Annotated in this window: 18 protein-coding genes; 12 read left to right on the top strand and 6 right to left on the bottom strand. The window is 58.2% G+C overall.

Translation table 11 applies throughout. From position 1 onward, the window contains the following. Positions 1-33: 33 nt before the first annotated feature. The 3 genes from HCK03_RS17920 (at position 34) to macB (ending at position 4,852) form a co-directional block, all read left to right on the top strand. On the top strand, positions 34-1,692 hold the full coding sequence (locus HCK03_RS17920; protein WP_076945046.1) for an ATP-dependent endonuclease: 1,659 nt from the start codon (positions 34-36) through the stop codon (positions 1,690-1,692). 101 nt (positions 1,693-1,793) lie between these two features. Next, positions 1,794-2,909: a macrolide transporter subunit MacA gene (macA, locus tag HCK03_RS17915; protein WP_167691985.1), complete on the top strand. Its 1,116-nt coding sequence runs from the start codon at positions 1,794-1,796 to the stop codon at positions 2,907-2,909. Next, complete coding sequence (macB, locus tag HCK03_RS17910) at positions 2,906-4,852, top strand: macrolide ABC transporter ATP-binding protein/permease MacB (protein ID WP_135184984.1); 1,947 nt, start codon at positions 2,906-2,908, stop codon at positions 4,850-4,852. The genes macA and macB overlap by 4 nt, the downstream gene beginning before the upstream one ends. A 68-nt stretch (positions 4,853-4,920) precedes the next feature. Here macB and cspD read toward each other — a convergent pair whose 3' ends face one another. Next, on the bottom strand, positions 4,921-5,142 hold the full coding sequence (cspD, locus tag HCK03_RS17905; RefSeq protein ID WP_041144774.1) for a cold shock-like protein CspD: 222 nt from the start codon (positions 5,140-5,142) through the stop codon (positions 4,921-4,923). A 325-nt stretch (positions 5,143-5,467) separates the two neighbouring features. On the opposite strand from cspD, the gene clpS reads away from it, so the two are divergent. Beyond that, on the top strand, positions 5,468-5,785 hold the full coding sequence (gene clpS / locus HCK03_RS17900; protein WP_041144775.1) for an ATP-dependent Clp protease adapter ClpS: 318 nt from the start codon (positions 5,468-5,470) through the stop codon (positions 5,783-5,785). A gap of 30 nt (positions 5,786-5,815) precedes the next feature. Beyond that, complete coding sequence (gene clpA, locus HCK03_RS17895) at positions 5,816-8,095, top strand: ATP-dependent Clp protease ATP-binding subunit ClpA (protein WP_076945049.1); 2,280 nt, start codon at positions 5,816-5,818, stop codon at positions 8,093-8,095. A gap of 136 nt (positions 8,096-8,231) precedes the next feature. Here the strand turns inward: clpA and infA are convergent, their stop codons facing one another. From infA to trxB, 5 genes are all read right to left on the bottom strand, one after another. After that, positions 8,232-8,450, bottom strand: a complete 219-nt coding sequence (gene infA / locus HCK03_RS17890) for a translation initiation factor IF-1 (RefSeq protein ID WP_002211347.1) — start codon at positions 8,448-8,450, stop codon at positions 8,232-8,234. Between the two features lie 511 nt (positions 8,451-8,961). Continuing rightward, on the bottom strand, positions 8,962-9,666 hold the full coding sequence (gene aat, locus HCK03_RS17885; RefSeq protein ID WP_143717256.1) for a leucyl/phenylalanyl-tRNA--protein transferase: 705 nt from the start codon (positions 9,664-9,666) through the stop codon (positions 8,962-8,964). Between the two features lie 144 nt (positions 9,667-9,810). Continuing rightward, the gene (cydC, locus tag HCK03_RS17880) at positions 9,811-11,532 is read right to left on the bottom strand and encodes a heme ABC transporter ATP-binding protein/permease CydC (RefSeq protein ID WP_141335019.1); all 1,722 of its coding nucleotides are present in this window, start codon (positions 11,530-11,532) and stop codon (positions 9,811-9,813) included. Continuing rightward, positions 11,533-13,299: a heme ABC transporter permease/ATP-binding protein CydD gene (gene cydD, locus HCK03_RS17875; protein WP_041144778.1), complete on the bottom strand. Its 1,767-nt coding sequence runs from the start codon at positions 13,297-13,299 to the stop codon at positions 11,533-11,535. A 113-nt stretch (positions 13,300-13,412) separates the two neighbouring features. Further along, the gene (trxB, locus tag HCK03_RS17870; RefSeq protein WP_167691984.1) at positions 13,413-14,381 is read right to left on the bottom strand and encodes a thioredoxin-disulfide reductase; all 969 of its coding nucleotides are present in this window, start codon (positions 14,379-14,381) and stop codon (positions 13,413-13,415) included. A gap of 531 nt (positions 14,382-14,912) precedes the next feature. On the opposite strand from trxB, the gene lrp reads away from it, so the two are divergent. The 7 genes from lrp to HCK03_RS17830 all read left to right on the top strand — a co-directional run bounded on the left by lrp (position 14,913) and on the right by HCK03_RS17830 (position 26,491). Continuing rightward, entirely contained in the window at positions 14,913-15,407 is a 495-nt protein-coding gene (gene lrp, locus HCK03_RS17860) for a leucine-responsive transcriptional regulator Lrp (protein ID WP_000228469.1), read from the top strand. Positions 15,408-15,542: 135 nt separating this feature from the next. Further along, on the top strand, positions 15,543-19,742 hold the full coding sequence (gene ftsK / locus HCK03_RS17855) for a DNA translocase FtsK (protein WP_167691983.1): 4,200 nt from the start codon (positions 15,543-15,545) through the stop codon (positions 19,740-19,742). 132 nt (positions 19,743-19,874) lie between these two features. Next, positions 19,875-20,486, top strand: coding sequence for an outer membrane lipoprotein periplasmic chaperone LolA (gene lolA / locus HCK03_RS17850; protein WP_041144781.1), 612 nt, complete (start codon positions 19,875-19,877; stop codon positions 20,484-20,486). A gap of 8 nt (positions 20,487-20,494) precedes the next feature. Further along, positions 20,495-21,838 (top strand): replication-associated recombination protein A, encoded by a 1,344-nt coding sequence (locus HCK03_RS17845; protein WP_041144782.1) that lies wholly within the window; start codon positions 20,495-20,497, stop codon positions 21,836-21,838. A 92-nt stretch (positions 21,839-21,930) separates the two neighbouring features. After that, a complete protein-coding gene (gene serS / locus HCK03_RS17840) occupies positions 21,931-23,223 on the top strand; it encodes a serine--tRNA ligase (RefSeq protein WP_041144783.1) in 1,293 nt (430 codons plus the stop codon). Between the two features lie 201 nt (positions 23,224-23,424). Further along, entirely contained in the window at positions 23,425-25,863 is a 2,439-nt protein-coding gene (dmsA, locus tag HCK03_RS17835) for a dimethylsulfoxide reductase subunit A (protein ID WP_167691982.1), read from the top strand. A 10-nt stretch (positions 25,864-25,873) separates the two neighbouring features. After that, positions 25,874-26,491 carry a DMSO/selenate family reductase complex B subunit gene (locus HCK03_RS17830; RefSeq protein WP_167691981.1) on the top strand — a complete coding sequence of 206 codons (618 nt, stop codon included), beginning with the start codon at positions 25,874-25,876 and terminating at the stop codon, positions 26,489-26,491. Position 26,492: the final 1 nt, after the last annotated feature.

Below are 26,492 nucleotides of genomic sequence, written 5' to 3'. Positions count from 1 at the left end.
TGAAGGAGAAAGTGGTGACTGAGCGGAGGGGATATGCTTCTTGAGCGCGTGGAGATCGTCGGTTTTCGCGGTATCAATCGTTTATCATTGATGCTGGAGCAAAATAACGTGCTGATCGGCGAGAATGCGTGGGGAAAATCCAGCCTTCTGGATGCCCTGACGCTGCTCTTGTCGCCAGAGTTCGAGCTTTATCATTTTGTCCGGGATGATTTCTGGTTTCCGCCCGGCGACGTGCAGGGACGCGAGCACCATCTGCACATCATTCTGACCTTCCGCGAGAGCGAGCCTGGCCACCATCGGGTGCGGCGCTTCCGCCCGCTCAGCGACAGCTGGGTCCCCTGTGATGACGGCTATCAGCGAATTTTCTATCGCCTGGAGGGCGAGCTGGCCGATGACGGCAGCGTAATGACGCTGCGCAGCTTTATTGACGGCAAAGGGGAAGCGCTGGAACTGGAGGATATCGACGAGCTCGTGCGCCACCTGGTGCGCCTGATGCCGGTTCTGCGCCTGCGCGACGCCCGCTTTATGCGGCGCATTCATAACGACAGCGTGCCGCACTCTCCGCAAATTGAAATCACCGCCCGCCAGCTGGATTATCTCTCCCGCGAGCTGGTGAGCCATCCGCAAAATTTAACCGACGGCCAGATTCGTCAGGGGCTGTCGGCCATGGTGCAGCTCCTTGAACACTATTTTGCCGAGCAGAGCAGCGTGCAGTCCCGCAACCGTCTGATGCGCCGCCATTCCCACGATGAACAGCGCAGCTGGCGCTATCTGGATATCATCAACCGGATGATTGATAAGCCCGGCGGGCGAAGCCACCGGGTCATCCTCCTCGGCCTGTTCTCTACTCTGCTGCAGGCCAAGGGCACGGTCCGGCTTGACCGCGACGCGCGGCCGCTGCTGCTGATTGAAGACCCGGAAACCCGGCTGCACCCGATTATGCTCTCCGTCGCCTGGCATCTGCTCAACCTGCTGCCGCTGCAGCGCGTGACCACCACCAACTCCGGCGAGCTGCTGTCGCTGACTCCCGTTGAGCACGTCTGCCGCCTGGTGCGCGAATCGTCGCGCGTCTCGGCCTGGCGGCTTGGGCCGGGGGGAATGAATGCTGAAGACAGCCGGCGCATCGCCTTTCACATTCGCTTCAATCGTGCCTCGTCGCTGTTTGCCCGCTGCTGGCTGCTGGTGGAAGGGGAGACCGAAACCTGGGTTATCAACGAACTGGCCAGACAGTGCGGGCATCACTTTGATGCGGAAGGGGTGAAGGTTATTGAGTTTGCCCAGTCGGGACTAAAGCCGTTGATCAAGTTCGCCCGCCGGATGGGGATTCAATGGCACGTTCTGGTCGATGGCGACGAGGCTGGGAAGAAATACGCCGCGACGGTGCGCAGCCTGCTTAACGACGATCGCGACCTGGAGCGTGACCATCTGACAACGCTGCCGGCGCTGGACATGGAACACTTTATGTATCGCCAGGGCTTTAGCGATGTTTATCATCGGGTGGCGCAGCTGCCGCCAAACGTGCCGATGAATCTGCGGCGGGTGATCACCAAAGCTATCCATCGCTCATCAAAGCCGGACCTGGCGATTGAAGTGGCGATGGAAGCCGGGAGGCGCGGGGTTGAATCCGTGCCGGCGCTGCTGAAGAAAATGTTCTCCCGCGTGCTGTGGCTGGCGCGTGGCCGGGCGGATTAAGCGCGCTGGCGGTAAGGATGCAGCAAATTCAGGGTTATGTTTTCGCTATCTCCAGATAGAATCATCGGCTTGCGCTGCGGTTTAAAACATCAGGAATTTTTATGAAGCTCAATGGAAAACGCAGGAAAGTCTGGTGGCTACTGGCCATTATCGTACTGGCTCTGGCCATCTGGGGATGGCGGGTGCTGAATGCGCCGCTGCCGCAGTATCAGACTCTGGTGGTGCGTAAAGGCGATCTCCAGCAGAGCGTGCTGGCGACCGGTAAGCTGGACGCGGTACGTAAAGTCGACGTTGGCGCGCAGGTGAGCGGGCAGCTGAAAACGCTGCGCGTGAGCATCGGCGATAAGGTACAGAAGGATCAGCTGCTGGGGGTTATCGATCCCGAACAGGCGGAGAACCAAATTAAGGAAGTCGAAGCGACGCTAATGGAGCTGCGCGCGCAGCTGAATCAGGCCCGCGCCGAGCGTCAGCTGGCCGCCGTGATCTTAGCCCGTCAGCAGCATCTGGCGCAGCGCCAGCTGGTCTCGCGTCAGGAGCTGGATACCGCGGCCACCGATTTAGCGGTCAAAGAGGCGCAGATTGGCACCATCGAGGCGCAGGTTAAGCGCAACCAGGCCACGCTGGATACCGCGAAAACTAACCTCGATTACACCAAAATTCTGGCGCCGATGTCCGGGGAAGTGACGCAAATCACCACCCTGCAGGGGCAGACGGTGATTGCCGCCCAGCAGGCGCCGAATATTCTGACCCTCGCCGATCTCAGCACCATGCTGGTGAAGGCGCAGGTCTCTGAGGCAGACGTGATCCACCTTCGCGCCGGGCAAAAGGCGTGGTTCACCGTGCTTGGCGACCCGCTTACCCGCTACGAAGGGACCCTGAAAGATATTTTACCCACTCCGGAAAAGGTCAACGACGCTATCTTCTACTACGCCCGCTTTGAGGTCCCGAACCCGCAGGGGATCCTGCGCCTCGAAATGACGGCTCAGGTCCATATCCAGATGGCGGAAGTGAAAAACGTGATCACTATTCCGCTGAGCGCGCTGGGGGATGCCATCGGCGAAAACCGCTACCACGTGCGGCTGCTGCGCACCGGCGAGGTCAAAGAGCGCGAGGTCACCATCGGCGCGCGCAACGATATCGATGTGGCGATAGTCAAGGGCTTAGACGAAGGCGATGAGGTCATCGTCGGGGAAAGCGCGCCCGGGACGGCTAAATGACGGCGCTGCTCGAACTGCGTGATATACGCCGCAGCTATCTCTCCGGCGACGGGAGTGTCGATGTCCTGAAGGGGGTCACGCTGAGCATCAACGCCGGAGAGATGGTGGCCATTGTCGGCGCTTCCGGCTCCGGTAAATCGACCCTGATGAACATCCTCGGCTGTCTCGATAAGCCGAGCAGCGGCACCTATCGGGTGGCGGGAACCGACGTATCGCGGCTCAACGGCGACGAGCTGGCCCGGCTGCGGCGAGAGCATTTTGGCTTTATCTTCCAGCGCTACCATCTGCTGTCGCACCTGACGGCGGTACAGAACGTCGAGGTGCCGGCGGTCTACGCCGGTACTGAGCGACGGGCTCGCCTGGAGCGCGCGCGCGAGCTGCTGGTGCGCCTGGGGCTCGGCGATCGGGCGGAGTATCAGCCTTCGCAGCTCTCCGGCGGCCAGCAGCAGCGGGTGAGCATTGCCCGTGCGCTAATGAACGGCGGGGAAGTTATTCTGGCGGATGAGCCGACCGGCGCGCTGGACAGTCATTCCGGCGAAGAGGTGATGGCTATCCTGCATCAGCTGAAATCGCAGGGGCATACGGTGATCATCGTCACCCACGATCCGCTGGTGGCGGCGCAGGCCGAGCGGATCATTGAGATCCACGACGGCGAGATCGTGCGTAATCCGCCGCCTAAGGGCGCAGACAGCGCCGGCGTTATTCGCCAGAGCGCTGCGGCCGAACCCTCCGCGTGGCGTCAGTTCAGCAGCGGCTTTCGCGAAGCGCTGGTGATGGCCTGGCGGGCAATGACCGCCAACAAAATGCGCACCCTGCTCACCATGCTCGGCATTATTATCGGCATCGCTTCGGTGGTATCGATTGTGGTGGTGGGCGATGCGGCGAAGCAGATGGTGCTGGCGGACATTCGCGCCATCGGCACTAACACGATTGATGTCTATCCCGGGAAGGATTTCGGCGATGACGATCCCCGCTATCAGCAGGCGCTGAAGTATGACGATCTGCTGGCTATTCAGAAGCAGCCCTGGGTCAGCTCGGCGACGCCTGCAGTATCGAAAAACCTGCGCCTGCGCGCCGATAATATCGACGTTGCCGCCAGCGCCGAGGGCGTCGGGGCGCAGTATTTCAACGTCTACGGCATGACCTTTAGCGAAGGTAATACCTTCAATGAGCTGCAGCTAAGCAGCCGGGCGCAGGTGGTGGTGCTGGACAGTAATACCCGACGCCAGCTCTTTCCGCACAAGGCGCGGGTGGTGGGCGAGGTTGTTCTGGTTGGCAATATGCCCGCGACGGTGATTGGCGTGGCGGATGAGAAGCAGTCGATGTTCGGCAGCAGCAAAATCCTCCGCGTCTGGCTGCCTTATACCACCATGGCCGGGAGGGTGATGGGGCAGTCGTGGCTGAATTCAATCACCGTGCGGGTACATGAAGGATACGATAGCTCAACCGCCGAACAGCAGCTGCTGCGTCTGTTCGAACTGCGGCACGGCAAAAAAGATGTTTTCACCTGGAATATGGACAGCATCTTGAAAACGGCGGAACGGACCACACATACACTACAGCTGTTTCTGACTTTGGTGGCGGTTATCGCGCTGGTGGTTGGCGGTATTGGCGTGATGAATATTATGCTGGTATCGGTCACCGAACGGACCCGCGAGATAGGTATCCGCATGGCGGTCGGGGCGCGGGCCAGCGACGTGCTGCAGCAGTTTCTGATTGAGGCTGTTTTAGTCTGTCTGGTGGGCGGCGCGCTGGGCGTGACCCTATCGCTAATGATTGCCTTTGTGCTGCAGCTCTTTTTACCCGGCTGGGAGATTGGCTTCTCACCGCTGGCGCTGCTGACGGCGTTTTTATGTTCGACGCTAACCGGCGTGCTGTTTGGCTGGCTTCCTGCGCGAAATGCCGCACGCCTTGACCCGGTGGACGCGCTGGCTCGCGAGTAGCGCTAAAAAAATGCCAGTCAGAAGGACTGGCATTTTACTGGCGGGATGTACACAATGAAGCGAAAGAGTTATGCAGCCGCTTCCGCTTCTACAGGAACAATCACGCTGGCGTGATTACCTTTCGGTCCCTGGTGAACATCAAACTGAACGGCTTGTCCGGCTTTTAGCGTTCTGTAACCATCCATCTGGATGGTCGAGTAATGGGCGAAAATGTCTTCGCCTCCGCCCTCAGGGCAAATAAAACCAAACCCTTTGGCATTGTTGAACCACTTAACAGTACCCATTTCCATACTTCGACATCCTTCGTAATTCTTTATAAGTAAGATGGAATGAACCGGTAGTGGAGTGACGAGTTGTTCAAATGCTCGCCAACTCTCGCCAGTACAATTTAGAGAAATACGAAAAGGCGTCAAGCGATTGACGGTAGGGGAAGGCGAAAAATGCGTCAAAATTTGAAGCAGTTAACGCTATTGCCGGGGAATGTGACAGACATCGCGGATGGAAGTAATAGATGATAGTTATCTATGATCTATTGTAGATTTGTGATGGGCATAACTTTTGGTCATCGACAGGCCACCGCCTGTTGGCAACAGCAACCGATGATGAATACTGACGATGAGTAAGAGAGATTGGCTGGACTTCGATCAGCTGGTAGAAGACGAAGTACGTAATGAGCTTAAACCACCATCGATGTATAAAGTGATATTGCTCAATGATGACTACACTCCAATGGAGTTTGTTATTGACGTGTTACAAAAATTCTTTTCTTATGATGTAGAACGTGCAACGCAGCTGATGTTGACGGTTCACTATCAAGGTAAAGCGATTTGCGGTGTATTTACCGCAGAGGTTGCGGAAACCAAAGTTGCGATGGTGAGCCAGTATGCGAAGGAGAACGAGCATCCATTGCTGTGTACGCTAGAGAAAGCCTGAAGACAGGCAAGAAAATTGGGGGAGGTGCCTATGCTCAATCAAGAACTGGAACTCAGTTTAAACATGGCTTTCGCCAGAGCGCGCGAGCACCGTCATGAGTTCATGACCGTCGAGCACTTGCTGCTGGCGTTGCTCAGCAACCCTTCGGCCCGCGAAGCGCTGGAAGCGTGTTCCGTGGACCTGGTGGCGCTGCGTCAGGAACTTGAAGCCTTCATCGAACAGACCACGCCTGTTCTACCCGCCACGGAAGAAGAGCGCGACACTCAGCCGACGCTGAGCTTCCAGCGCGTACTGCAGCGTGCCGTCTTCCACGTACAATCCTCTGGCCGCAGCGAAGTGACCGGTGCCAACGTTTTGGTCGCTATTTTTAGCGAGCAGGAGTCGCAGGCGGCCTATCTGCTGCGTAAACATGAAGTCAGCCGCCTTGATGTGGTGAACTTCATCTCTCACGGTACGCGTAAAGACGAGCCGAGCCAGCCTTCCGAAAACAGCGGAAGCCAGCCCAGCAACGAAGAGCAAGCAGGCGGGGAGGATCGTATGGAAAACTTCACCACCAATCTCAATCAGCTTGCTCGCGTTGGCGGAATCGATCCGCTGATCGGTCGCGAAAAAGAGCTGGAGCGTGCCATTCAGGTTCTGTGCCGCCGTCGTAAGAATAACCCGCTGCTGGTGGGTGAGTCCGGCGTGGGTAAAACCGCGATTGCCGAAGGGTTGGCATGGCGAATCGTGCAGGGCGATGTGCCGGAAATCATGGCCGATTGCACGATCTATTCGCTGGATATCGGCTCCCTGCTGGCAGGGACAAAATACCGCGGCGATTTTGAAAAACGCTTCAAAGCGCTGCTGAAACAGCTGGAGCAGGATACCAACAGTATTCTGTTTATCGATGAAATCCACACCATCATCGGTGCGGGCGCCGCATCCGGCGGCCAGGTCGATGCCGCCAACCTGATTAAACCGCTGCTCTCCAGCGGCAAGATTCGGGTGATGGGTTCGACGACCTACCAGGAGTTCAGCAATATCTTCGAAAAAGACCGCGCGTTAGCCCGGCGTTTCCAGAAGATAGACATTACTGAACCTTCGGTAGAAGAGACGGTACAGATTATTAACGGCCTGAAGCCGAAGTACGAAGCGCACCACGACGTGCGCTACACGGCGAAAGCGGTGCGTGCGGCGGTTGAACTGGCGGTGAAATACATTAACGATCGTCATCTGCCGGATAAGGCGATAGATGTTATCGACGAAGCGGGCGCGCGGGCGCGGCTGATGCCGGCCAGCAAGCGTAAGAAAACGGTTAACGTGGCGGATATCGAATCGGTGGTGGCGCGCATTGCCCGCATCCCTGAGAAGAGCGTCTCCCAAAGCGACCGCGATACGCTGAGAAATCTTGGCGATCGGCTGAAAATGCTGGTCTTTGGTCAGGGCAAAGCGATTGAGGCGTTAACCGAAGCCATCAAGATGGCGCGTGCCGGGCTGGGCCATGAGCATAAGCCGGTGGGCTCCTTCCTGTTCGCCGGACCTACCGGCGTCGGGAAAACCGAGGTCACCGTACAGCTGGCCAAGGCGCTGGGTATCGAGCTGCTGCGCTTTGATATGTCCGAGTATATGGAGCGTCACACCGTGAGCCGTTTGATCGGTGCGCCTCCGGGCTACGTTGGTTTCGATCAGGGCGGGCTGCTGACCGATGCGGTTATTAAACATCCGCACGCGGTGCTGCTGCTTGATGAGATTGAAAAAGCGCACCCTGACGTCTTTAACCTGCTGCTGCAGGTGATGGACAACGGTACGCTGACCGACAACAACGGCCGCAAGGCGGACTTCCGCAACGTGGTGCTGGTGATGACCACCAACGCCGGCGTGCGCGAAACCGAGCGTAAGTCGATTGGCCTTATCCATCAGGATAACAGTCCGGATGCGATGGATGAGATCAAGAAGATCTTCACGCCGGAGTTCCGTAATCGCCTCGACAACATTATCTGGTTCGATCACCTGTCAACGACGGTCATCCATCAGGTGGTGGATAAGTTTATCGTCGAGCTGCAGGTTCAGCTGGATCAGAAAGGCGTGTCGCTGGAAGTGAGTCAGGAAGCGCGAGACTGGCTGGCAGAGAAAGGCTATGACCGGGCAATGGGCGCGCGTCCAATGGCGCGGGTGATTCAGGATAACCTGAAGAAACCGCTGGCCAACGAGCTGCTGTTTGGTTCGTTAGTTGACGGCGGCCAGGTGACCGTTGCGCTGGATAAAGAGAAGAGTTCGCTGACCTATGATTTCCAAAGTGCGCAGAAGCACAAACCGGAAACGGCGCATTAATTCTTACTCTGAAACGTCAAAAACCGGCCTGTGGGCCGGTTTTTTTATATCCGCAGTCGCTTAGCGGAGAGGGGATGTAAAAAGACCGGGAATTATCCCGGCCTTTAGCATCTGACGCCACGAGGGCGGAAAACTATCAGCGACTACGGAAGACAATGCGGCCTTTGCTCAGGTCGTACGGGGTCAGCTCAACAGTCACTTTGTCGCCCGTCAGAATGCGGATGTAGTTCTTACGCATTTTACCGGAAATATGCGCAGTTACCACGTGACCGTTTTCCAGTTCTACGCGGAACATTGTGTTAGGCAACGTGTCAAGTACGGTGCCCTGCATTTCAATATTGTCTTCTTTGGCCATCTAGTCCTCTGGGGTATCACTACCGTAGTTTTGAACCGGCAAGATAATGCCGAAGTTCAGCGAGTAAGTAAAGTTTTACGTTTATACCCGTCACACTTCGCGTTGCGTCCACGTTGGCTGCGTTCTTCGATCCCGGCTACTTTTTTCAGTAAGCGCTGGGGATCCGTTCACTTGCCGCCCGCCTGCAACCCGAGCTGTTGCGAGTCTATATACTTTATCTTTCTGGCTGTCTTAGTTCTCACGGTCACATAGTTATTGATGCTGCCTGGCGTTTGGTTTGTCGTCCCGGCGCATCATGAATAAGTTTGGGTTTAAATCACTGAAGTAGTTTTGGCGCATTGCCCGGAACGCACGCGGATAAACCGCACGACAGGCGCAAACGTAAAGGGGGGAGTGACAGAACGATGGGCGTTATCTGACTCTTATTATTCCCAAACGGCGGCGGGGCAACGGGCAGAAGCTACTCTACCGCGCAATTATACCATCCCGGCGAAGAATGTGCTGAAAACATTTACACATTGCCGGTAAATAGCACCCTCGGCACCCAAAATCTTTCCGGTAAACGCTGGCTGCGCAATTGCGCCAGCCGATTGAGATAGTCGCGGCGGGGAATTTCAACGGCGCCCAGCGACGCGGTATGGTTATTTAGCACCTGACAGTCAATTAACTGGCCACCGTCGCGCATAAATGCCTGGCAGAATACCAGCAGGGCCGTTTTCGACGCGTTTTCCGCGTGGCTGAACATCGACTCGCCGCAAAACAGCGCCCCCTGAGCCACGCCGTACATACCGCCAACCAGCGTCTTATCGCGCCACACTTCGATTGAGTGCGCGTGCCCGAGCTCGTGCAGCTGGTGATAGGCCTTGACGATGCTGGCGGTTATCCAGGTGCCCTCATCGCGATTGGCGGCGCAGCCTTCAATTACCTCGCCAAAAGCATGGTTCAGCGTCACGCGATAGGGAGAGTGCTGGTGGAAGCGTTTCATGCTGCGGCTGAGATGAAACTGCCCGGGCCACAGAACCGCGCGGGGATCGGGAGACCACCATAAAATAGGATCCCCCGGTGAAAACCACGGAAAGATGCCGTGCTGATAGGCCATAAGCAGGCGCGCGGGGCTAAGATCGCCACCCAGCGCCAGCAGGCCGTTCGGTTCACGCAGGGCGCCTTCCGGCGCGGGGAAGGCAATGGACTGACGGGAGAGCTGAACCAGACGCATTTTAACCTCAATACGCACCAGCAATTGTCCAGTATATTCGCTGTCTTTCAGGCGTCAGCGCAGTATGCGCGCACCTGAAACTCATCGAGTATATACACAAAATCATTCGGGATGCCTTGCGGCGATGGCCCGATAACGACTGACCTACAGGCGCTGCTTAAACTGGTAGTAGCGCCCTTGTTGAGCCAGCAGTTCTGCGTGACTACCTTGCTCAATAATCTTGCCGTTGTCCATGATAATTATCTGATTAAAACGCGCCAGCCCGCGCAGGCGGTGGGTGACCATCAGCACGGTTTTTTCTTTCATCACTTCGGCCAGTAAATCAAGGATTTGGCTTTCGGTCGTGGCGTCCAGACCTTCGGTCGGCTCATCAAGCAGCATCAGCGGCGCGTCGTGAAGCAGGGCGCGGGCAATGGCTAACCGGCGCAGCTCGCCGCCGGAAAGCTGGCGACCGCCTTCTCCCAGCCAGCTGTTGAGGCCGCTGTCATCGAGTAGCTTGCCGAGCCCAACCCGCTCGAGGATGTTGACCAGGTGCGCATCGCTCGCCTGCGGTGCCGCCAGCAGCAGGTTGTCGCGCAGCGTTGCGCTAAACAGGTGCACGCGCTGAGGAACCACGCTCATTGCCCGGCGCAGGGTTGTCTCGTTGAGCTGCGCAAGCGGCTGGTCGTTGAGTAAAATCTCGCCCTGGGCCGGATCCCAGGCGCGGGTAAGCAGCTGCAGCAGGGTCGATTTGCCGCAGCCGGTGCGTCCGAGAATAGCAATATGATCGCCGGCAGAAACCTGTAACGAGATATTCTCCAGCGCCGCGGTGGGCTGCTGCGGATAGCTAAAGGTGACCTGATTAAGCGTCAGCGCCACGCGTGAGAAGGTCTGGTCCGCGCTCTGCGCAAAGGAGACTTCCGGCTGCTGCTCGGTGATTTGCGTAATCCGCCGCGCGGAGGCGATGACCTGCCCGAGGTGCTGGAACGCGCCGGTGACCGGTGCCAGCGCCTCAAACGCCGCCAGGGCGCAGAAAACGAAGAGCGCGATCAGCGCGCCCGGCTGGCTATTGCCGCCCACGCCGGCGGAGGTCAGCCACAGCATCGCAATCACCGCAACGCCGCCAATCAGCAGCATCAGCGCCTGGGAAAGCGCGGTGAGTTCGGCCTGACGGCGCTGGCCATCCTGCCAGCGCTGTTCGGTTTTCTCCAGCTGCTCACGGTAGCGATCGCTGGCGTTAAACAGCATCAGCTCCGCCTGGCCCTGCAGCCAGGCGGTGAGCTGCTGGCGGTACTGGCCGCGCATTTGGGTTATGCACTCACCGGCGGGCTTACCGGCACGGTAAAACAGCGGCGGCAGTATCAGCACGGTTAGCAGCATGATGCCGCCCAGCGTCAGGGCCAGGGTGACGTCCAGAATACTCAGGCCGGCGGTGACGACCATAATGACCACCAGCGCCCCAACCAGCGGCGAGATGACCCGCAGATAGAGGTGATCCAGGGTATCGACGTCGGCAACGATGCGGTTAAGCAGCTCGCCCTGGCGAAAACGCGCCAGCCCGGCAGGGGAGAGCGGCAGCAGCTTGCTGAACGTGAAAACGCGCAGATGCTGCAGGACGCGGAAAGTCGCGTCGTGGCTCACCAGGCGTTCAAAGTAGCGCCCGGCGGTACGAATAATCGCCGCGCCGCGTACGCCGGCTGCGGGCAGCATATAGTTAAAGCTGTAGATACCGGCAACGCCGACAACGGCCGATGCCGAGAGGAACCAGCCCGACAGCGTCAGCAGCCCGATGCTCGCCAGCAGGGTGACGATCGCCAGCACCACGCCGAGCATCAGCAGCCATATGTGCCGCTTGTACAACGCCAGATAAGGTAATAATGCGCGCATTTAAATCTCCTCCTGACGATGGGCCAGCAGGGTCGCGAAGGGCCCTTCGGCGGCGGCAAGCTGTGAATACTCACCCTGTTCGACAATCTGTCCGTTTTGCATTACCCAGATAGCATCCCAGCCGGCTATACCTTCTAGCTGGTGAGTGACCATCAGCGTGGTTTGCTGCGAAGAGGCGTTTGACAGGGCCTGCATCACCCGCTGTTCGCTGTGGGCGTCAAGGCTGGCGCCAGGCTCATCGAGCAGCAGCAGACGGCAGGGAACCAGCAGCGCGCGCGCGACGGCGATGCGCTGCGCCTGGCCCACCGATATGCGGGCCGCCTGATCGCCCACCGGCGTATTAATGCCCTGCGGCAGCTGCGAGATGAATTCGCTTACCCAGGCTTTATCCAGCGCCAGCTGAAGCTGCGCCTCGGTTGCTTCAGGCCACGCCAGAAGCACGTTTTCACGCAGCGTGGCCGCCGGCAGCTGCGGGTTTTGTCCAACCCAGCTCAGCATGCGATGCCAGCGCTGGCTATCAAGATCGCGCAGCTCAACGCCGTTGACCATCAGCGAACCGTCATAGGGCAGAAAGCCCGCCAGCGTATTCAGCAGCGAGCTTTTGCCTGAGCCGCTTTGCCCAACCAGCACCACCCGCTTACCGGCAGGCAGGGAGAAGTTCAGCGGCCCTGCCAGCACCTTGCCTTCCGGTGATTTGATCCGCAGATCGCGCGCTTCAAGACTCACCAGCTCGTTGTCGCTAAGCACCTTCTCGCCGCGCTCGGCCTGCGCCAGCGGCGTTTCCATAAAGGTTTTCAGGCTGTCCGCCGCGCCGATAGCCTGCGCCTTAGCGTGGTAGAAGGTGCCCAGATCGCGCAGGGGCTGGAAAAACTCCGGCGCGAGGATCAGGGTCAAAAAGCCGGCCATCAGGGTAACGCCTGCGCCGTAATGACCAAAGTTCAGCTCGCCCAGGTAGGAGAAACCGAAATAGACCGCCACCAGCGCAATGGAGAGGGAAGTGAAAAATTCCAGTACCCCGGAGGAGAGGAAGGCGAGACGCAGGACGTCCATCGTGCGCTGGCGAAAATCCTGCGAAGCCTCGCGGATATTGTCAGTTTCCGCGGCGCCGCGGTCGAAAATACGCAGCGTTTCCATACCGCGCAGGCGGTCGAGGAAGTGGCCGCTCAGCCGCGCCAGCGCCTGGAAGTTGCGGCGGTTTGCATCCGCGGCACCCATTCCAACCAGCGCCATAAACATTGGGATCAGCGGCGCGGTGCCGAGAAGGATCAGCGCTGCCGCCCAGTTAATCGGGAAAATAGTGATAACGATGAGCAGCGGCACGCACGCGGCCAGCGTCATCTGCGGCAGATAGCGCGCATAGTAATCGTGCATATCGTCGATTTGCTCGAGGATAAGCGTGGCCCAGCTGCCCGCTGGCTTGCCCTGGATCCAAGCCGGACCGGCCTCCTGCAGGCGGTCGAGCACCTGGCGACGGATCTCATAGCGGATATGCTGCCCGGCATAAAATCCTACCCGCTCGCGCAGCCATACCACCCACGCGCGGAGGACGAAAATCAGCACCAGTACGGTAAACGGCAGCACCAGCGCCGTCGCCGGAATATTCTCCATGATCATGCGGTGAAGGATCCGCGCCAGCAGCCAGGCCTGAGCGACGATCAGTAGCCCGCTAATGACGCCCAGCGTGCGGGAAATCATCAACCAGCGACGGGAGAGAATGCTCTGTTCTTTTAACCAGCGGGTTAACTCTTGTTGACGGGTTTTATTCATTGCGCACTTAGCAGGTGGAGTTATAGGTTTTTGGGCACGGCAATGTTACAACGCGGAAAAAATAAAGGCGACTTTTCGTCGCCTTCTTTACCTTTGTTACTGACTTGTAAAGATTATTTGCAAGCGTCAGCCAGGCCGTCGAGATAGCGCTCGGCGTCCAGCGCGGCCATGCAGCCGGTACCGGCAGAGGTAATAGCCTGACGGTAGATATGGTCCATCACGTCGCCGGCGGCGAAGACGCCAGCAACGCTGGTCTGGGTCGCGTTGCCGTGAATGCCGGACTGAACTTTGATATAGCCGTTTTCCAGCTCCAGCTGACCGGCAAAAATCGCCGTGTTCGGGCTGTGGCCGATAGCGACAAACAGGCCCGCGACTTCCAGCGATTCGACGTTGTCCGTATTCTGCGTATCGCGCAGGCGCAGGCCGCTGACGCCCATCTGGTCGCCGGTCACTTCTTCCAGGGTGCGGTGGGTATGCAGCACGATGTTGCCGCTTTCCACTTTGTCCATCAGGCGATTGATAAGAATTTTTTCAGCGCGGAAGGTGTCGCGACGGTGGATCAGGTGGACTTCAGACGCGATGTTAGAGAGATACAGAGCTTCTTCAACCGCGGTGTTGCCGCCGCCGATAACCGCGACCTTCTGGTTACGGTAGAAGAAACCGTCGCAGGTGGCGCAGGCGGAAACGCCGCGGCCCTTAAAGGCTTCTTCAGACGGCAGGCCGAGATAGCGCGCGGAAGCACCGGTAGCGATAATCAGCGCGTCGCAGGTGTATTCGCCGCTGTCGCCGACCAGGCGGAACGGACGGTTCTGCAGATCGACGCTGTTGATATGATCGAAAAGAATTTCGGTTTCGAACTTGGCCGCATGCTCGTGCATACGTTCCATCAGCAGCGGCCCGGTCAGATCGTTCGGATCCCCAGGCCAGTTTTCCACTTCTGTGGTGGTGGTCAGCTGACCCCCTTTTTCCATCCCGGTAATCAGCACCGGATGCAGGTTTGCACGTGCGGCATAGACCGCAGCGGTGTATCCCGCAGGTCCAGAACCAAGAATTAGCAGCTTACTGTGTTTGGCCGTGCCCATGAGAACCCCATAATTTATTGGCATACATTGGGCTGGATTGTAGGGAATTTGTTGTCGTAAAAAAAGAGCATAGCGATTTTGTTAACGATATGTGCAATAGCATCCGCCGATGAACTGGCGATTTAACGAACGGAGAATATAACTAATTCTACTGTCAGCAGCACAATTATAAGAGGAAAACATGAGAATCAACGGGGGGGGATAATGAATATCTGGCATCTTGTACTAAAAATCGATGTTTTGCTTTGACAATCCCCTGTGCTTTTGCGAAAACATTCATGGAAGAAGAAAAGCAGCGTTTTGCGTGTGGCGAATTTTCATGCATGCAAATGCCATTTTTATCCGGGTTAGCGAAATCTACGCATGGTGTGGACAGACGCCATGCGTGATGTCGGTGGCTGCCGTCAGGCAACGGGCTTCTCACGTACCCCTGGGTTACTCAAGTCGTACGGGTAAGAACAGGATGGGCTCTGGCAGTGAAGGCTCAGAGTCAGAACAGGAGTAGGGAAGGAATACAGAGAGACAATAATAATGGTAGATAGCAAGAAGCGCCCTGGCAAAGATCTCGACCGCATCGATCGTAACATTCTGAATGAGTTACAAAAAGATGGACGTATTTCTAACGTCGAACTTTCTAAACGGGTGGGACTTTCTCCGACGCCTTGCCTTGAGCGCGTGCGTCGACTGGAAAGACAGGGTTTTATTCAGGGCTATACGGCGCTGCTTAACCCGCATTATCTGGATGCATCACTTCTGGTATTTGTTGAGATTACTCTGAATCGTGGCGCGCCGGATGTGTTTGAGCAATTTAACGCCGCTGTGCAAAAACTTGAAGAAATTCAAGAGTGTCATCTGGTATCCGGCGATTTCGACTACCTGTTGAAAACTCGCGTACCGGACATGTCAGCGTATCGTAAACTACTGGGCGAAACCCTGCTGCGCCTGCCGGGCGTAAACGACACCCGTACCTACGTGGTAATGGAAGAGGTCAAGCAGAGCAATCGTCTGGTAATTAAGACGCGCTAACACGGAACAGGTGCAAAATCGACGTAGTTTGATTACACTCCTGTTAATCCATACAGCAACAGTGCCGGGGAGACCCGGCACTGTTGTCCGTTTTAGCAGCAGGCAGGAAACAGCCTGATACCTGGAGAGCCTTTTTTGAGCCAGGAATACACCGAAGACAAAGAAGTCAAACTGACGAAGCTAAGCAGCGGGCGCCGACTCCTTGAGGCGTTACTTATCCTTTGCACCCTTTTTGCTATCTGGCTGATGGCGGCCTTACTCAGCTTTAATCCCTCGGATCCAAGCTGGTCGCAAACGGCCTGGCACGAGCCTATCCACAACATCGGCGGTACGCCGGGAGCCTGGCTTGCCGATACGCTATTTTTCATTTTTGGCGTAATGGCTTACACCATTCCCGTGATTATTATCGGCGGCTGCTGGTTTGCCTGGCGCAATCAAACTAACGACGAATACATCGACTATTTCGCCGTTTCGCTGCGCTTAATTGGCGCGCTGGCGCTGATCCTCACCTCCTGTGGCCTGGCCTCTATCAATGCCGATGATATTTGGTATTTCGCCTCGGGCGGGGTCATTGGCAGCTTGCTGAGCACCACCCTGCAACCGCTGCTGCACAGCAGCGGCGGAACGATTGCGCTGCTCTGCATCTGGGCGGCGGGTTTAACCCTGTTTACCGGCTGGTCGTGGGTCAGCATTGCCGAAAAACTCGGCGGCGTGATCCTTTCCGTCCTTACCTTTGCCAGCAACCGTACCCGTCGGGACGACACCTGGGTTGATGAGGACGACTATGAGGATGACGAAGACGACGATACGGCGAAACCGCAGGGCTCGCGTCGCGCGCGAATTCTACGCAGCGCCTTAGCGCGTCGCCAGCGTCTGGCAGAGAAATTCTCCAATCCGCTGGGGCGCAAGACCGACGCCGCGCTGTTTTCCGGTAAGCGCATGGATGATGCCGAGGAAGAGGTTCAGTTCAGCGCCAACGGCGCGCCGGTTGCGGCAGACGATGTGCTGTTTTCTGGCGCCAGCGCCGCGCGCCCGGCAGATGCGGACGATGTCTTATTCTCCGGTGCCAGCGCAACGCGTCCAGGGGACTTTGACCCCTACGATCCGCTGCTGAACGGCCATAGCATTGCCGATCCTGTGAGCGCGGCTGCGGCAGCCACCGCGGCGCCGCAGGCGTGGGCTGAGCCGGTAGCCGGCCAGACTCCACAGGCCGGCTGGCAGCCAGAAGCACAGGCTTATCAGCCTGTGCAGGCGCCGGTACAGCAACCTCACTACCAGCCTGAAGCCGCATATCAGCCGCAGCAGGCTTATCAGCATGAACAGGCGCCGGTACAGCAGCCTCACTACCAGCCTGAAGCCGCGTATCAGCCTGAGCAGGCGCCGGTACAGCAGCCTCACTACCAGCCTGAAGCCGCGTATCAGCCGCAGCAGGCTTATCAGCCTGAACAGGTCCCGGTACAGCAGCCTCACTACCAGCCTGAAGCCGCATATCAGCCGCAGCAGGCGTATCAGCCTGAGCAGGCGCCGGTACAGCAGCCTCACTACCAGCCTGAAGCCGCATATCAGCCGCAGCAGGCTTATCAGCCTGAGCAGGTCCCGGTACAGCAGCCTCACTACCAGCCTGAAGCCGCATATCAGCCGCAGCAGGCGTATCAGCCTGAGCAGGCGCCGGTACAGCAGCCTCACTACCAGCCTGAAGCCGCGTATCAGCCGCAGCAGGCGTATCAGCCTGAGCAGACGCCGGTACAGCAGCCTGCTTATCAGCCTGAACCTTATGCCGCCTCGCCTGTTATTGAGCCAGAAGCTCCCCAGGAAGAGGTCAAGCCGCAGCGTCCGCCGATGTACTATTTCGAAGAGGTTGAAGAGAAGCGCGCGCGTGAGCGCGAACAGCTTGCCGCCTGGTATCAGCCGATTCCGGAGCCTGCGAGTCCGGTTGCGACCAGGCCTATCTCGCCGCCGCCATCTTCTCCGGTTGATGCCGCCGCGGTGACTACGCTCGCCGCCAGCGTACATCAGGCCGCGGGCGCTGGTGCTAGCGCTGCCGCGGTGGTCTCCGCTGCGTCATCCGCTGCGCCGCTGTTCAGTCCGGCAGCGGGCGGGCCGCGCGTGCAGGTCAAAGAGGGCATTGGTCCGAAGCTGCCGCGTCCTAACCACGTCCGCGTACCGACGCGCCGTGAGCTGGCATCGTATGGCATTAAGCTGCCTTCTCAGCGCATCGCGGAAGAGCGCGCTCGCCAGGCGGAGCTTGATCAAAATTATGACGATGAGCCGCTCACCGATGAAGAAGTTAACGAGCTGGAGCAGGGCGAGCTGGCGCGTCAGTTTGCCGCCACCCAGCAGCAGCGCTACGGTGAGGTCTACCAGGCTGACGACGGCGGAGATGACGATTCAGCCGCCGAAGCCGAGCTGGCTCGCCAGTTTGCCGCCACCCAACAGCAGCGCTACAGCAGCGAGCAGCCGCGCGGGGCGAATCCGTTCTCTCCGGCTGATTATGACTTCTCGCCGATGAAAACGCTGGTGGACGACGGCCCGAGCGAGCCGCTGTTTACGCCGATGCCGGAGGTTCAGCCGTCGGCACCGCAATACCAGCAGCCGGCGCAGCATCAGCATCAGCCGGTACAGCAGCCGCAGCCCGTGCAGCACTATCAGCAGCCGACGCCGCAGCCTGCTTACCAGCAGCCTCAGGCTCAGCAGCCGGTACAATCTGCGCCAGCGGCGCAGAGCTACCAGCCGCAGCAGGCCCCTCAGGCCCCGATGCAGCCGCCGGTCCAACAGCCGGCGCCGCAGCCGCAGGAGAGCCTGATTCACCCGCTCCTGATGCGTAACGGCAACAGCCATCCGCTGCAGCGGCCGACGACGCCGCTGCCGTCTCTGGATCTGCTGACGCCGCCGCCGAGTGAGATAGAGCCGGTTGATACCTTCGCGCTGGAGCAAATGGCGCGCCTGGTGGAAGCTCGCCTTGCCGATTTCCGTATTAAAGCGGACGTCGTGAACTACTCGCCAGGCCCGGTTATCACCCGCTTTGAGCTGAACCTGGCGCCGGGCGTGAAGGCCGCGCGTATTTCTAACCTGTCGCGCGACCTTGCCCGTTCGCTCTCCACGGTTGCCGTGCGCGTCGTGGAAGTGATTCCCGGCAAGCCGTACGTTGGCCTGGAGCTGCCGAATAAGAAGCGTCAGACCGTCTACCTGCGCGAAGTGCTGGATAATACCAAGTTCCGCGATAACCCCTCGCCGCTGACCGTGGTGCTGGGCAAGGATATCGCCGGCGATCCGGTCGTCGCCGACCTGGCAAAAATGCCGCACCTGCTGGTTGCCGGTACCACCGGCTCCGGTAAATCGGTCGGCGTCAACGCCATGATCCTCAGCATGCTCTACAAGGCACAGCCGGAAGACGTGCGCTTCATTATGATCGACCCCAAAATGCTCGAACTGTCGGTCTATGAAGGGATCCCGCATCTGCTGACGGAAGTGGTTACCGATATGAAAGACGCCGCCAACGCTCTGCGCTGGAGCGTGAACGAGATGGAACGCCGCTACAAGCTGATGTCAGCGTTGGGCGTGCGTAACCTGGCGGGCTACAACGAGAAGATTGCCGAGGCGGCGCGCATGGGGCGCCCAATTCCGGATCCGTACTGGAAGCCGGGCGACAGCATGGATGCGGTACATCCGGTGCTGGAAAAACTGCCTTACATCGTGGTGCTGGTGGACGAATTCGCCGACCTGATGATGACCGTGGGTAAAAAAGTGGAAGAGCTGATTGCTCGTCTGGCGCAGAAAGCGCGTGCGGCGGGTATTCACCTCGTGCTGGCGACCCAGCGCCCGTCGGTTGACGTGATCACCGGCCTGATTAAGGCCAACATCCCGACGCGTATTGCGTTCACCGTGTCGAGTAAAATTGACTCGCGTACCATTCTTGACCAGAGCGGTGCCGAATCGCTGCTGGGGATGGGGGATATGCTCTACTCCGGGCCGAACTCCACTATCCCGGTGCGCGTGCACGGCGCATTCGTACGCGATCAGGAAGTCCATGCGGTAGTCCAGGACTGGAAAGCGCGCGGGCGCCCGCAGTATGTCGACGGCATCACTTCGGATAGCGAAAGCGAAGGCGGCGGCGGTGGATTTGACGGCGGAGAAGAGCTGGATCCGCTGTTCGACCAGGCGGTTAATTTCGTGACCGAGAAGCGTAAAGCCTCTATCTCTGGGGTTCAGCGTCAGTTCCGTATCGGCTATAACCGCGCCGCGCGCATCATCGAACAGATGGAAGCGCAGGGGATCGTCAGCGAGCAGGGCCATAACGGAAACCGCGAAGTGCTGGCACCGCCGCCCTTCGAGTGAGTGCAAAGTTGGGTAAATAAGAGCAAAATCAGCCTATTCTTCTGTCCCGCCGCGCCAGGCGGTCCTACATTAGGGGCAGAAGAGGCTCCCGCGCAGGGAGCGACGCACATTGACGGACATTAAGGAATAACAATGAAAAAACTCGCAATCACCTGTGCATTACTGTCTGGATTTGTTGTCAGCCAGGTTTGGGCTGACGCCGCCGGCGATTTGAAAAGCCGTCTGGATAAGGTGAGCAGCTTCCACGCCAGCTTCACGCAGAAAGTGACCGATGGCAGCGGCAACGCGGTACAGGACGGACAGGGCGACCTGTGGGTGAAACGCCCGAATCTGTTCAACTGGCACATGACCCAGCCGGATGAAAGCATTCTGGTCTCTGACGGCAAAACGCTGTGGTTCTATAACCCGTTCGTTGAGCAGGCGACCGTCACCTGGCTGAAAGACGCCACCAGCAACACGCCGTTTATGCTGATTGCGCGTAACCAGTCTAACGACTGGCAGCAGTACAATATTAAGCAAAACGGCGATGACTTCGTCCTGACGCCGAAAAGCGGCAGCGGTAACCTGAAGCAGTTCACCATTAACGTAGGGCGTGATGGCACCATTCATCAGTTCAGCGCGGTAGAGCAGGACGACCAGCGCAGCAGCTACCAGCTGAAGTCGCAGCAAAACGGTGCGATAGACGCATCTAAGTTTACCTTTACGCCGCCGCAAGGGGTTACGGTGGACGATCAACGTAAATAGAGGCGAATGTGGGCAATCTGTCGCTCGATTTTTCCGACAATGCGTTTCAACCTCTGGCCGCCCGTATGCGGCCAGAAAATTTAGCGCAGTACATCGGCCAGCAGCATCTGCTGGCACCGGGTAAACCTTTGCCGCGGGCAATTGAGGCCGGGCATCTTCATTCGATGATTCTGTGGGGCCCGCCGGGTACCGGGAAAACGACCTTAGCGGAAGTGATTGCTCGCTATGCCAGCGCCGACGTCGAGCGTATTTCGGCCGTGACCTCCGGCGTGAAGGAGATCCGTGAAGCCATCGAACGCGCCCGGCAGAACCGTAACGCCGGTCGGCGTACCATCCTGTTTGTCGACGAAGTCCACCGCTTCAATAAAAGCCAGCAGGACGCGTTTCTGCCGCATATCGAAGATGGCACCATCACCTTTATCGGCGCGACGACGGAAAATCCCTCTTTTGAACTCAACTCCGCGCTGTTATCGAGAGCGCGCGTTTATCTGCTGAAATCACTGACCACGGAAGATATCGAGCAGGTGCTCACGCAGGCGATGAGCGATGCGGGCCGCGGCTACGGCGGGCAGAATATTGTGCTGCCTGACGACACGCGTCGGGCGATCGCCGAGCTGGTAAACGGCGATGCGCGCCGGGCGCTCAACACGCTGGAGATGATGGCCGATATGGCCGAAACCGACGCCGCCGGTCAGCGGGTGCTGCAGGCCAAACTGTTGACCGAAATTGCCGGCGAGCGTAGCGCGCGTTTTGATAACAAGGGCGATCGCTTTTACGATTTAATTTCGGCGCTGCACAAGTCCGTGCGCGGCAGCGCGCCGGACGCCGCGCTGTACTGGTATGCGCGGATCATTAGCGCCGGCGGCGATCCGCTGTACGTTGCTCGCCGCTGCCTGGCGATTGCTTCGGAAGACGTCGGCAACGCCGACCCTCGGGCCATGCAGGTTGCTATCTCTGCCTGGGACTGCTTTACCCGAGTCGGCCCTGCGGAAGGCGAGCGGGCGATTGCTCAGGCCATTGTGTACCTCGCCTGCGCGCCGAAGAGCAACGCGGTTTACAGCGCCTTTAAGGCCGCGATGGCCGATGCCCGCGAACGCCCGGACTACGACGTGCCGGTCCACCTGCGCAACGCGCCAACGAAGCTGATGAAAGAGATGGGCTATGGCCAGCAGTATCGCTACGCCCACGATGAGCCCAACGCCTATGCCGCCGGCGAGGAGTACTTCCCGCAGGAAATGGCGCAAACGCGCTATTATCGGCCAACAAACCGAGGGCTTGAGGGGAAAATTGGCGAAAAGCTCGCCTGGCTTGCCGAACAGGATCAAAATAGCCCCACAAAACGCTACCGCTAACAGAGGCGTTGCGGTAAGGTTACCAGGATATTCCGGTGGTCGTAGTCTGCGGCCACTTTTCATTTTATTAATTCGATAAGCACAGGATAAGCATGCTCGATCCCAATCTGCTGCGTACCGAGCCAGACGCAGTCGCTGAAAAACTGGCACGCCGGGGCTTTAAGCTGGATGTAGATAAACTGCGCGCTCTGGAAGAGCGTCGTAAAGTTCTGCAGGTTGAAACTGAAAATCTGCAGGCGGAGCGTAACTCCCGATCGAAATCCATTGGCCAGGCGAAAGCGCGTGGGGAAGATATCGAGCCGTTACGCCTGGAAGTGAACAAGCTTGGCGAACAGCTGGATGCGGCGAAAACCGATCTGGACGCGCTGCTGGCCGAAATCCGCGATATCGCGCTGACCATTCCTAACGTTCCGCATGATGACGTTCCGCTGGGTAAAAGTGAAAACGACAACGTCGAAGTGAGCCGCTGGGGTACCCCGCGCGAGTTCGATTTTGACGTACGCGATCACGTGACTCTGGGCGAAATGCACGGCGGGCTGGACTTCGCTGCGGCGGTTAAACTGACCGGCTCGCGCTTTGTGGTCATGAAGGGCCAGCTGGCTCGTCTGCACCGCGCGCTGTCGCAGTTTATGCTGGACCTGCATACCGAACAGCACGGCTATAGTGAAAACTATGTCCCGTATCTGGTAAACCAGGAAACGCTGTATGGCACCGGCCAGTTGCCGAAATTCGCCGGCGACCTGTTCCATACTCGTCCGCTGGAAGAAGAGGCGGATAGCAGCAACTACGCGCTGATCCCGACCGCCGAAGTTCCGCTGACTAACCTGGTTCGCGATGAGATCATCGATGAAGACGATCTGCCGATCAAAATGACCGCGCATACGCCGTGCTTCCGCTCTGAAGCGGGATCCTACGGTCGTGATACCCGTGGTCTGATCCGTATGCACCAGTTCGACAAAGTTGAGATGGTGCAGATCGTCCGTCCGGAAGATTCCATGGCGGCGCTGGAAGAGATGACCGGCCACGCGGAGAAAGTTCTGCAGCTGCTGGGTCTGCCATACCGTAAAGTGGCGCTCTGCACCGGCGATATGGGCTTCAGCGCATGCAAAACCTACGATCTGGAAGTGTGGGTACCGGCGCAGAATACCTACCGCGAAATTTCGTCCTGCTCGAACGTCTGGGATTTCCAGGCGCGCCGCATGCAGGCACGCTGCCGCAGCAAGTCTGATAAGAAAACGCGCCTGGTCCATACGCTGAACGGCTCTGGCCTGGCAGTGGGTCGTACCCTGGTTGCGCTGATGGAAAACTATCAGCAGGCTGACGGCCGTATTGAAATCCCGGAAATTCTGCGCCCGTATATGCGCGGCCTTGAGTTCATCGGCTGATTTTTCTACCCCCTTCTCAAAAGCGCCTACGGGCGCTTTTTTTTCATCTCCTTCTTGATGCCGGGCAATAACCCGTCCGTTCAATACCCCCATACTCCCTTGGTGTTAAAGCAGCATAAAAAACTAATAAAAGCTAGTTACGCTATATATAAGTCTATATAGCGATTATCAGTAAATTGTGAGCAACCAAAGCGAGTATCCATGAAAATTAAAGCCCCCGATGCTTTACTGGCTGCCGAAGTAAGCCGGCGTGGTTTAATGAAAACCACGGCGATTGGCGGTCTGGCAGTGGCCAGTAACGCATTTACTTTACCCTTCACGCGCATTGCCCATGCCGCAGACACCCTGTCACCGGCAGGCGAAACGGTGACCTGGAGCGCCTGTACCGTGAACTGCGGTAGCCGCTGCCCGCTGCGCATGCATGTCGTTGATGGCGAAATTAAATACGTTGAAACAGACAATACCGGTGACGATAGCTACGACGGCCTGCACCAGGTGCGTGCCTGCCTGCGCGGACGCTCGATGCGTCGTCGCGTCTACAATCCCGATCGCCTGAAGTACCCGATGAAGCGCGTGGGTAAACGCGGCGAGGGGAAATTTGAGCGCATCAGCTGGGAAGAGGCGTTCGATACCATTGCCGGCAATATGCAGCGCCTGATCAAAGACTATGGCAACGAGTCTATCTACCTGAACTACGGTACCGGAACCCTGGGCGGGACCATGACCCGCTCCTGGCCGCCGGGAAAAACGCTCATTGCTCGCCTGATGAACTGCTGCGGGGGCTATCTTAATCACTACGGCGACTACTCTTCCGCGCAGATCGCTGCCGGGCTGAATTACACCTACGGCGGCTGGGCCGACGGCAATAGCCCGTCGGATATTGAAAACAGCCAGCTGGTGGTTCTGTTTGGCAATAACCCGGGCGAAACGCGGATGAGCGGCGGCGGGGTGACCTACTATCTGGAGCAGGCGCGACAAAAATCCGATGCGCGGATGATCATTGTCGATCCCCGCTATACGGATACCGGGGCCGGTCGTGAGGACGAGTGGATCCCGATTCGCCCGGGTACCGACGCGGCGCTGGTCTCTGCGCTGGCGTGGGTGATGATTACCGAAAACCTGGTCGATACCCCGTTCCTCGATAAATACTGCGTTGGCTATGATGAGAAAACGCTCCCTGCCGATGCGCCGGCAAACGGCCACTATAAGGCCTGGATCCTGGGCCAGGGCAGCGACGGTATCGCCAAAACGCCAGCATGGGCGTCAACCATCACCGGTATTCCGGCCGATCGCATCGTCAAGCTGGCGCGTGAGATAGCCACCGCGAAGCCCGCCTATATTAGCCAGGGCTGGGGGCCGCAGCGCCACGCTAACGGTGAAATTGCGACCCGGGCTATCTCGATGCTCTCTATTCTTACCGGCAACGTCGGCATTAACGGCGGCAACAGCGGCGCGCGCGAGGGCTCATACGATCTGCCGTTTGAGCGTATGCCGACGCTGGAAAACCCGGTTGAGACCAGCATCTCCATGTTTATGTGGACCGACGCCATTGAGCGTGGTCCGGAGATGACGGCGCTCCGCGACGGGGTTCGCGGCAAAGACAAGCTCGATGTGCCGATCAAGATGATCTGGAACTATGCGGGCAACTGCCTGATTAACCAGCACTCTGATATCAACCGCACCCATGAAATTCTGCAGGACGACAAGAAGTGCGAGATGATCGTGGTGATCGATTGCCATATGACCTCGTCGGCAAAATATGCCGATATCCTGCTGCCGGACTGCACCGCCTCCGAACAGATGGACTTCGCGCTGGATGCCTCCTGCGGCAATATGTCGTACGTTATCTTCACCGATGAGGCGATTAAGCCGCGCTTTGAATGCAAAACGATTTATGACATGACGACGGCGCTGGCGAAACGCATGGGCGTGGAGCAGCAGTTTACGGAAGGCCGTAGCCAGGAAGGCTGGATGCGCTATCTGCACGAGATCTCCCGCAAAGCGATCCCCGATCTCCCGGACTTTGAGACTTTCCGCAAGCAGGGGATCTATAAGCAGCGTGACCCTGAAGGCCACCACGTTGCCTATAAGGCGTTCCGTGAAGATCCGCAGGCTAACCCGCTGACCACGCCGTCGGGAAAAATCGAAATCTATTCGCAGGAGCTGGCGAAAATTGCCGCCACCTGGGAGTTACCCGAAGGGGATGTTATCGATCCGCTGCCGATTTATACCCCCGGCTTTGAGAACTATAACGATCCGCTGACCGAGAAGTTCCCGCTGCAGCTGACCGGCTTCCACTATAAATCTCGCGTGCACTCGACCTACGGCAACGTAGACGTGCTGCAGGCGGCCTGTCGCCAGGAGATGTGGATTAACCCGCTTGATGCGAAGACGCGAGGTATCGCCAACGGCGACCGAATTCGTATTTTCAACGCCCGCGGTGAGGTACATATCGAAGCCAAAGTGACGCCGCGTATGATGCCTGGCGTTGTCGCGCTGGGTGAGGGCGCCTGGTATAGCCCGGACGCAGGCCGCGTGGATCAGGCGGGGAGTATCAACGTGCTCACCACCCAACGCCCGTCGCCGCTGGCGAAAGGAAATCCGTCGCATACCAACCTCGTCCAGGTTGAAAAGCTGTAAGGAATAACCGATGACAACTCAATATGGATTTTTTATCGATTCCGCCCGTTGCACCGGTTGTAAAACCTGCGAACTGGCTTGTAAAGACTATAAGAACCTGACGCCGGACGTCAGCTTCCGCCGCATTTATGAATACGCGGGCGGCGACTGGCAGGAGGATAACGGCGTCTGGCAGCAGAACGTGTTTGCCTACTACCTCTCTATCGCCTGTAACCACTGCGAGGATCCGGCCTGTACCAAGGTCTGTCCGAGCGGCGCAATGCACAAGCGCGACGATGGCTTTGTGGTGGTGGATGAAGACGTCTGTATCGGCTGCCGCTATTGCCATATGGCCTGTCCGTACGGCGCGCCGCAGTACAACGCGGCGAAAGGGCATATGACCAAGTGCGACGGCTGCCACGAGCGCGTCGCCGTGGGTAAAAAAACGATCTGCGTCGAGTCCTGCCCGCTGCGGGCGCTGGACTTTGGCCCAATCGAAGAGCTGCGGCAGAAGCATGGCAAGCTGGCCGCCGTTGCGCCGTTGCCGTCGGCGCATTTTACGCAACCCAGCATTGTCATTAAACCGAACGCCAACAGTCGTCCGTGTGGCGATACAACCGGCTATCTGGCCAACCCGAAGGAGGTGTGAG

Origin of the sequence: Klebsiella terrigena, from assembly GCF_012029655.1 — a bacterium.
GTDB lineage: Bacteria > Pseudomonadota > Gammaproteobacteria > Enterobacterales > Enterobacteriaceae > Klebsiella > Klebsiella terrigena.
This window is presented reverse-complemented; position numbering and strand designations above follow the sequence as displayed.